Source organism: Leisingera sp. F5 (genome assembly GCF_001593695.1).
The window spans coordinates 1-8,077 of sequence record NZ_LUKH01000078.1; the positions used below are offsets into that span (position 1 = coordinate 1).

Here is an 8,077-nt window from a genome sequence, read left to right on the forward strand (position 1 = left end):
TTCCTCTGCCCCATAGACAACGCCCAGCCCCCGCGGCTTCCTCCTTCCGAGGTTTGTCAACCCCGGCCGCAGGCCGCGCCAGAAAGCAATGCAGCACCCCGGCCCGCATCGAAAAACCTTCAGGAAACCGGCCAATCCAGCTCTGCCATCTGCAGCATGCCGGATACCATCCCGGTCGTTTTTCAGAGCGGCAGCCCGAATAGCATTTTGCCATCAGGCAGAACTGGATCGCGGCATCGGGGAACACCGGCGGACGGCCTGGGCGGCGAGCCACACCATATCCTTGTCGAGCCAGATCAGCAGCGACCCCCGCCGCTTAAGCGCTTCATTGCAGGACTTCCAGTTCGTCGTGCGGTAGCGAGCAGGTTCGGGCTTGGTCATGCCGAGTCTCTTAACCCACCGGTTTCCCGACGTGAATCCCTAAGGCGGTGAGTTTTGCAACAACGCCGTCATGTCATAATGAAGTCTTTGGTCTAGAAACAAAAAAGCCCCCGAACTCTGTCGGGGCCGCATGGTAACGGATATGGAAACCCTTATCGGACCATGCACCTCTGGCTCACCACGGCTACGACAGTTGTCAGTTTCATTTTGGGTCTCCTATTGGGCAAACCGTAGGGCCGTAGAGCAGTTTCGGCAATGTCTGCTTTCAACAAATGCTGCGATCTGACTAATAATCAGATTGAGCCGATTTTTCCGAATACTGCACAATGCATGAACCGCTGCTTAATGAAAATCCCGGCTTGGAAACAGCCGTTTTGCCTGATCGCACGGGTGCATGGCGCGGGTGGGATAACGGGATTTTTTCGGGGTGTCATCTGCACGGGGACCTTCGGTTTTCAGGGCATCGGGCAGCGGGTGGCTCAGTTCAGATAGTTTATAGGATATATCCTGAATGTCCTGCGCAATCAGATGCACCACGATGCCCTCCCGTTGCAGATAGCCCCGCACCTGCAGCAGCCGCCCGCCCATAACGATACGGCGGAAGCGTTCATACATCTTAGGCCAGACCACGACGTTGCTGATCCCGGTTTCATCCTCAAGTGTCAGGAAAATCACGCCGGATGCTGTCCCCGGACGTTGCCGGGTAATCACCAAGCCGCACACGCTATAACAACCAAGCGCGATATCCTGCAACGCGGCATGAGTGACCAGCCCCGGTAGGGCAGGCCGCAAAAGTTCCATTGGATGCGCCCGCAGGCTCAGCCGAGTTGCGACATAATCCTCGACCACTTCTTCGCCCAATTGCATGGTTGGTAAGTTAATTTGAGGTTCATCAATGGCTTCTCCATCAATGGGGTCATTGAAAAGCGGCAACGAATTGTGATCACGGATTGCCTTGACCGCCCAAAGCGCATCGCGCCGGGCAAGGCCTAGACCGGAAAATGCGTCTGCTTCCGCAAGGCGCGTCAACACATCAGGCCGCAATCCGGCGCGATGCCAAAGCGCTTCTGGGTTTGGATAGCCATTGCCACGCGCGGCCACGATCCAATTTGCATCTTCTTCCTTGAAACCTTTGATCTGACGAAATCCCAGCCGCAAGGCCAGCGCACCATCCGGGCGGCATTCTAAGGTGTTGTTCCATTCAGAATGGTTGACGCAAATGGCGCGCGTTTCAACATTATGTTCCCGTGCATCCCGCACGATCTGGGCCGGGGCATAAAAGCCCATGGGCTGAGAATTGAGAAGCGCACAGGCAAAAATTGCCGGATGGTGGCGTTTCAGCCAAGCCGACACATAGGCCAGCATCGCAAAGGCCGCCGCGTGGCTTTCCGGAAAGCCGTAATCGGCAAAGCCTTCGATCTGGGAAAAGCAACGCTCAGCCACCTCAAGGTTATAGCCATTCTCCAGCATGCCGTTGATGAACTTATCCCGAAAGGTGCCAATGGTCCCCATGCGCCGGAACGAAGCCAGTGACCGGCGCAAATGATCCGCCTCTTCGGCGGTGAACCCGGCCCCAACCACGGCAATCTGCATCGCCTGTTCCTGAAACAGAGGCACGCCCAATGTCCGTTCCGTGACCTTTTCCAACGCTGGACCAAAGGGTTCTGGTTTCTCCAAGCCATGACGCCGACGGATATAAGGGCGCACCATATCCCCCTGAATGGGGCCGGGACGCACAATGGCAACCTCGATCACCAGATCATAAAATTCACGTGGGCGCATACGGGGCAGGAAATTCATCTGTGCCCGGCTTTCCACCTGAAAAACGCCCACTGCATCAGCACGGCACAGCATATCATAGGTGTCAGAATCTTCTTGCGGGATTGACGCGATCGTATGTGTCTGGCCCTCATGGTGCTGCAAAAGGTCGAATGCCTTTCGCACGCAACTTAGCATACCCAGCCCCAGCACATCGACCTTCAAAATACCCAAGGCATCGATGTCATCCTTGTCCCATTCGATGACCGTACGGTCCTCCATCGCTGCGTTCGAAATGGGTGATAACTCGTCCAGCCGTCCACGTGTAATGACAAAGCCACCCACATGTTGGGATAAATGGCGGGGAAACCCGATCACCTCACCAATCAGGCGAATGGTCTGCATCAAACGGCGGTCCTCTGGATCAAGGCCAAGTTCGCGAATGCGGTCCAGATCGACACCGCCATTGGTCATGCCCCAGATTTGACTGGAAAGGCCCGCAGTCACATCTTGTGATAACCCCATGACCTTGCCCACTTCGCGGATTGCAGCCCGCGTGCGAAAATGAATCACCGTTGCGCACAGCCCCGCGCGATGGCGACCGTATTTGCGGTAGATCCACTGGATCACCTCTTCGCGCCGCTCATGCTCGAAATCCACGTCGATATCTGGCGGCTCTCCCCTGTATTTTGACACGAAACGTTCAAAAACCATGGTGATCATATCTGGGCTGACATCGGTGATGCGTAACAGATAGCATAGGATGGAATTTGCCGCAGAACCGCGCCCCTGATAGAGGATGCTCTGTGATCTGGCGAATTGGGTGATGTCATGTACGGTCAGGAAGTAAGCCGGAAATTTTAACTCCTTCACCAAGGCCAATTCTTTTTCCATAAGCTGGACCGCGCGCTCTGGTGGGCCTGCCGGGTAACGATAGTGGAGCCCTTCATGGGCTAAACATTCCAGACGCGCCTGCGATGTTTCACCCTGCGCATCCTCATGGGGGTACTCATAAGACAATTCCCCCAGATCAAAACTGCATTTGTTGGCAATCTCAAGCGTCCGGCGCATCGCGCCGGGATGGTTGCGAAACAGCCGCGCCAGATCCTCTCCGGATTTCAGCCGACGCTCTGCGTTTGGCAGCGCACGGGTTCCAATCTGATCAATGGTGATATGCTCACGCATGCAGGTCAGCACATCAGCCAGTTGCCTGCGGCTGGCCCGGTGCATCAAAACATCACCGACTGCGACCATCGGCGCGGATACCCTATGCGCCAGCCGGGCGCAGGCCGCCAGGTAGCCTTGGTCAGTTCCGTCATATCGCGGCGCCGCGCCCAGAAAAACGTAATTGGAAAAATGTCGCCGCATGGCCTGAATATCAGGCGCAGCCTCATCCAAACCCGCTTGCGGCATGGCTATCAAAATCATGCCTTTGCAAGCGGTTACCATGTCTTTGCGGTAAAGGTCGCATTGTCCTTTTTCTGCCCGACGTTTGCCTGACGTCAGCAACCGGGTCAGCCGTTTATAGCCCGCCCGGTCACAGGGCAAAGCCAGCCAATGCACCGGGCTGTCCTGTAAAATCAAACGGCAGCCAACTATCAGTTTTGGCAGTGAAAATGCAGCCGGTTTCACAATCGGGTCAGGTCGCCCAACCTCTTGCCGAGAAGACGAAACGACCCGATGCTGGGACCGGATCTGCACCGCGTCTTGCGGCTCACGCTTCAGCTCTTTCAGCGCCGTCCAGGCCCGCACCACTCCGGCGAGGGAATTATGATCTGTTATGGCAATGGCGGACAGACCCAGTTCAGCCGCGCGCATCACCATTTCTTCGGGATGTGAGGCCCCGGCCAGAAAGGTGAAATTCGTCGTCACGCAAAGTTCCGCATAGGCCTGCCCCTGTGCATGGGCATCCAGCATGTCCCGGCAAAAGGCCTCGACCGGGCGATGCATACGGTTCACCTCAATCATGCGAATTCTCCATGCACAAACCAGCCTGGATTTTGCGGGGTATAAAACAACCAGAGCCTTCGCCCTTGTGTCGTCTCAACCCGCCAGTAATCCCGCAGACCAGAGCGCCAGTTTTCATCCTCAAGCCACCATTCCGGCGCGATGCGTTCGGGCCCCGTGACACGGCCCGTGGTCAAGGAGATGCGCCGCCAACGAAAACGTCTTGGTGGGTGCGGCCCCATTCCGGTAATCGGTTCTGGCCGAAACAGGCAAAGAGGGCGGGGAGTTGCGCCGCCCCAACCATTTTGCGGTTCAGAATAAGCAGCAGGTGCAATGAGAAAGCTGCGCTCTGGAATGTGGCTATCTGCGGGCAGGAACCGCTGGATATTGTCCAAGCCGATGCGTGTACCAAGACGGGTGATCAGATCGTCCAGCTTATCTTTGCCGCGGTCCGATACATGGCTGATCTGTTGCACGGGCAGGGTTTCGACCTGTGTTGCCTCCAGCCGCAATTGATCGATGCCAAAACCGGCCGCGACCTCGGCCAATCCCCGTTCAAACAGCCGCAGAATACGTGCTGGATCCCGCAAAGGACGCGCCAGACGCAGCTCAACCCGTTGCTGATCTTGATCCACCCGGCGCAACGAAATGCACAGCATGCGTGCCCCCATTTCTTGCGCCTTCAGTTTGCTGCAAAGTTGCACCAGCAACCGTTCGGTTCCCGCCATGACATCTGTCAGCAATCCGATCGGTTCCGGCAGTGTTATCCGCACACCGTAATGCGGGGGATCGTTCAGCGGCGTGATCTCTTCAGGCTGTGTGCCAAGCGCCTGATCAAGCCGCAGCAAAAGACCCGGGCCAAACCGGCGGGTCAGCGGCGCGCGCGGAACTGTCGCAAGATCACCAATCTTGCGCAATCCTAACCGTTGCAGTGCAACAGATGTTTTTTCCTCAAGGCGTAGCGCAGCCACGGGCAGGGTTTCAAGCGCGCCCAGCATATTATCAGAAGGGGCAATTCCCTCACCATAATGGGCCAACGCCCAAGCCGCCCCGCGCGTATTCCCAAGCCCGATTTGCACAGAAAGCCCCGCCCGCGACAAGCGCCTGCGCATGTCCACGATCATGGCCGGTTCTCCCCCTAAAAGATGCGCTGCCCCTGTTATGTCAAGAACCAATCCATCCTCACCTTCCACCCCCACCCAAGGGCAATAGCGAGTCGCCCAGCGACGCAGGATATGCAGAAACTGCTGATCTCTTACAGGATCAGCCGGGGTGCTTTGCAGGCTTGGACAAAAGGCCCGAGCATCGGCATAGGACATCCCCCGGCGCAATCCCAGCCGCGCGGCATCGCCGTTCAAGCAATATATCCGATTGGCGTTCTGCTGTTTGAGGGTCAGCGCAAAGGGGCCATCAATCAGGCGCTGGCGTAAAGCCCGGTCACTTGCCAGCCGGGGGAACCACAATGAGACGACGCGACGCTGTATGCCATCGAACATTCCAGACACCTAATGTTCCCGATTTGTTCTTAATAAGCTCCCATTTTTGCAATGTCGAGTCCTGAGGAAGGGAACTGGCATCATAAACAGGGCTGCAGCGCCACCGGGTTTCTGCGGCATTGCTGCCCATGCCCTCGGGAATAATTGCCACCCCGGTGGATATTCCATCCCGCGCAGCCAATTGCAATCTCCGCCCTTCGGTCAAGCCGATGGGCTGGCTTAGCGTCATCACAACAAGTGTGACAGCCCCGGATCGCAACGCTTTTTCTGCGACGGCTAAAACCTCCTTTTGGTCTTTGGCACTACAAAGGATCACAGCGGTCGGATCAATGAAATCAGAAAAGCCATTGGGGTTGAGTTGGGCGGTGTCCCACGCTTCACGCACCCACAGGAGTTTTCCGCCCAGCCTTGTGGCCAGCGTAAAAACAAACACAAACGCCCCCGCACCGCTAACTTCATGGGTTCGAGCATTGGTTGGAGGAAAAAAACGTAGATCAGAGCCGTGCATACCTGAGATTAGCAGCAGATGGCAGTATTGAAAAACACTAGCATACCATCACAGCAGACTTTGGTGCAGTCGGCGCGAAATGGCGCTTTGAATAGCCCCATGGTTCGTGGGCGCCTTCTTCCCTAATTTTGAGGCAAGGAGACCATGATGAGCAGCAGCAAGTTCAGCGACGATTTCAAGCGGGATGCTGTCGTGCAGATTACCCGGCGGGGTTTGCAAACATATAAACGTATGATAGCGCACAGCTAACGGCAACTTTGCGCATATCGCGGGGGTTAAAAAGTGCAGGCAGAGTCTCCGGGCGAAACATCCCGGTCGATCCTAAACCGCCCCTTGCCGTCAATTTGAGATGCTGCACCACGGCCCGTCGAAGGAGCCATTCGCCGCAGATGCGTAAGCAGAGACCCAGGCAATGTCGGCACAGCGGGACTTGGACGAAACCGCTTTCGCGGAATTGGCGCTTGGGGCGGGGGTTGCGCGCTGATGTGAGCCGCGTGAATTTTGCGAACTGACGAACCTGTCTGACGATTGGGGCCTTCTCAATTTGATGACAGGAGGTTTCGATGTCAGATCAATATGTTCCGGCGCTGCGCCAGCGGTTTCTCTTCATCATCTGTCTCCTCAGTTGGAGAACAGGCTAACCTCAAATCGAGGACTTTTCAGGAGCAGGTCAGTCGCCATGGCGCTGCTGCTGCGTTGCATCCGAGGTCATGGGTCCAAAATACGACCTGCTGCGCTACGCGCCAATCACGGCTATGCGAAGAAAACCGAATTTGCACAGTTCGGCCGATTAGAGAGTTTGGGTGGACATTGAATGCAGTGGAAACCAATGGCTCTTCGATCCAAGCTGCCCAGGTTGCCTGAGCTACTCCCTGAAATTCGGACACTGACGTAAGCTACGATTTGCTGTCTGCTGATCTTCGACGAGGAGGAGATCAGCAGATGCCGAAAGCCCAATACCAGCAAGGCTGCGAAGGGGCACAAGATTTACCCCTATCTGCTGCGCGGGTTGCGCGTGGGCCGGCCCAACCAGGTCTGGGCGGCGGACATTAGGGGATGGCCGCAAGGCGACGCCAAGCGCGCCTGCTGCAAAGGTCACCTGCAGCATTTTGCGGCGTGTGAAACTGTCTTTATGGGCGGATGGCCCGTATTTTCTCATCTTTGCACCCTTGCAGCCTGCGAGGAGCATTCGCGTTCCGCGTTGTGGATTCCGATTCTCTGACCGGCTGAATGTTTGAGCTTGCCGAACCGCCGCGCGAAGGCTTTGGACGCTTGTGCGGCGGTGTCCGTGGCAGCGCGGTCAATGCTGCTCGGTTCTAAGCCGATGTCGCGCAAACGGTCGGTTTCGAGCCCCCGCAGCACCCGCCGTGTCGTACGGGTTTCCGGACGGTAGGATTCAGCGCCTGCCAGATGCCGGTCACTACAGCCCTGAAGACGCCCCTCAACACGTGGCAGATCACGTGCTGTCTTTCATCGGATACAGCCAAACAGAAAGACACATCGGTTGCACGCTGATCAACAAGACGCGCTACGGCTGCGCAGGTACCGGGAGTGATCGAAGACCTGGCTGGCTCCCTGAACGCGCCAGAGGTGCGGCGGGAGGCGACGGCGTCGCTGCGGGCTTTGGTTTCGGAAGTGCGGATGGTTCCGGACGCGGATGCGCCGGGCGGGCATCAGCTTGAACTTGTTGGGGAATTGGCGGGGCTGATGTCTTTGTGTTATCCTGAATCAACCAAGCCCCCGCTGGTGGCGAGGGCTTGGTCGGAAACGGTGGTTGCGGGAGCAGGATTTGAACCTGCGACCTTCAGGTTATGAGCCTGACGAGCTACCTGGCTGCTCCATCCCGCGTCAGGGTATTATTGAGATCGTATTGAGAGAAATTGGATTTTACTAGGTTTGGCGGTGACCTACTCTCCCAGGGCTTGAGCCCAAGTACCATCGGCGCTGCAGTGCTTAACTTCCGGGTTCGGGAAGGGACCGGGTGTTT

The 8,077-nt window shown here is 56.8% G+C and carries 3 protein-coding genes, 1 tRNA gene, 1 rRNA gene and 1 pseudogene; all 6 read right to left on the reverse strand.

Translation table 11 applies throughout. The annotated features are described in order from the left end of the window. Nucleotides 1-185: 185 nt before the first annotated feature. A pseudogene (locus tag A2I95_RS23750) lies at nt 186-381 on the reverse strand (transposase); the annotation flags it as partial. Between the two features lie 342 nt (nt 382-723). After that, nucleotides 724-4,107: an error-prone DNA polymerase gene (locus A2I95_RS23755; RefSeq protein ID WP_291733820.1), complete on the reverse strand. Its 3,384-nt coding sequence runs from the start codon at nt 4,105-4,107 to the stop codon at nt 724-726. After that, nucleotides 4,104-5,582, reverse strand: a complete 1,479-nt coding sequence (locus A2I95_RS23760; protein ID WP_291733822.1) for a DNA polymerase Y family protein — start codon at nt 5,580-5,582, stop codon at nt 4,104-4,106. Before A2I95_RS23760 ends, A2I95_RS23755 begins: the two co-directional genes overlap by 4 nt. Next, nucleotides 5,524-6,090 (reverse strand): hypothetical protein, encoded by a 567-nt coding sequence (locus A2I95_RS23765; RefSeq protein WP_291733824.1) that lies wholly within the window; start codon nt 6,088-6,090, stop codon nt 5,524-5,526. The genes A2I95_RS23760 and A2I95_RS23765 overlap by 59 nt, the downstream gene beginning before the upstream one ends. A gap of 1,771 nt (nt 6,091-7,861) precedes the next feature. Next, nucleotides 7,862-7,938, reverse strand: a tRNA-Met gene (locus A2I95_RS23770). Between the two features lie 46 nt (nt 7,939-7,984). After that, nucleotides 7,985-8,077: ribosomal RNA gene (gene rrf, locus A2I95_RS23775) — 5S ribosomal RNA — on the reverse strand; the annotation flags it as partial.

Bases quoted from the DNA above. Each gene is read 5' to 3' on its own strand.
- A2I95_RS23765 (WP_291733824.1), bottom strand. From the start codon at position 6,090: ATGCACGGCTCTGATCTACGTTTTTTTCCTCCAACCAATGCTCGAACC.
- A2I95_RS23760 (WP_291733822.1), bottom strand. From the start codon at position 5,582: ATGTTCGATGGCATACAGCGTCGCGTCGTCTCATTGTGGTTCCCCCGG.
- A2I95_RS23755 (WP_291733820.1), bottom strand. From the start codon at position 4,107: ATGATTGAGGTGAACCGTATGCATCGCCCGGTCGAGGCCTTTTGCCGG.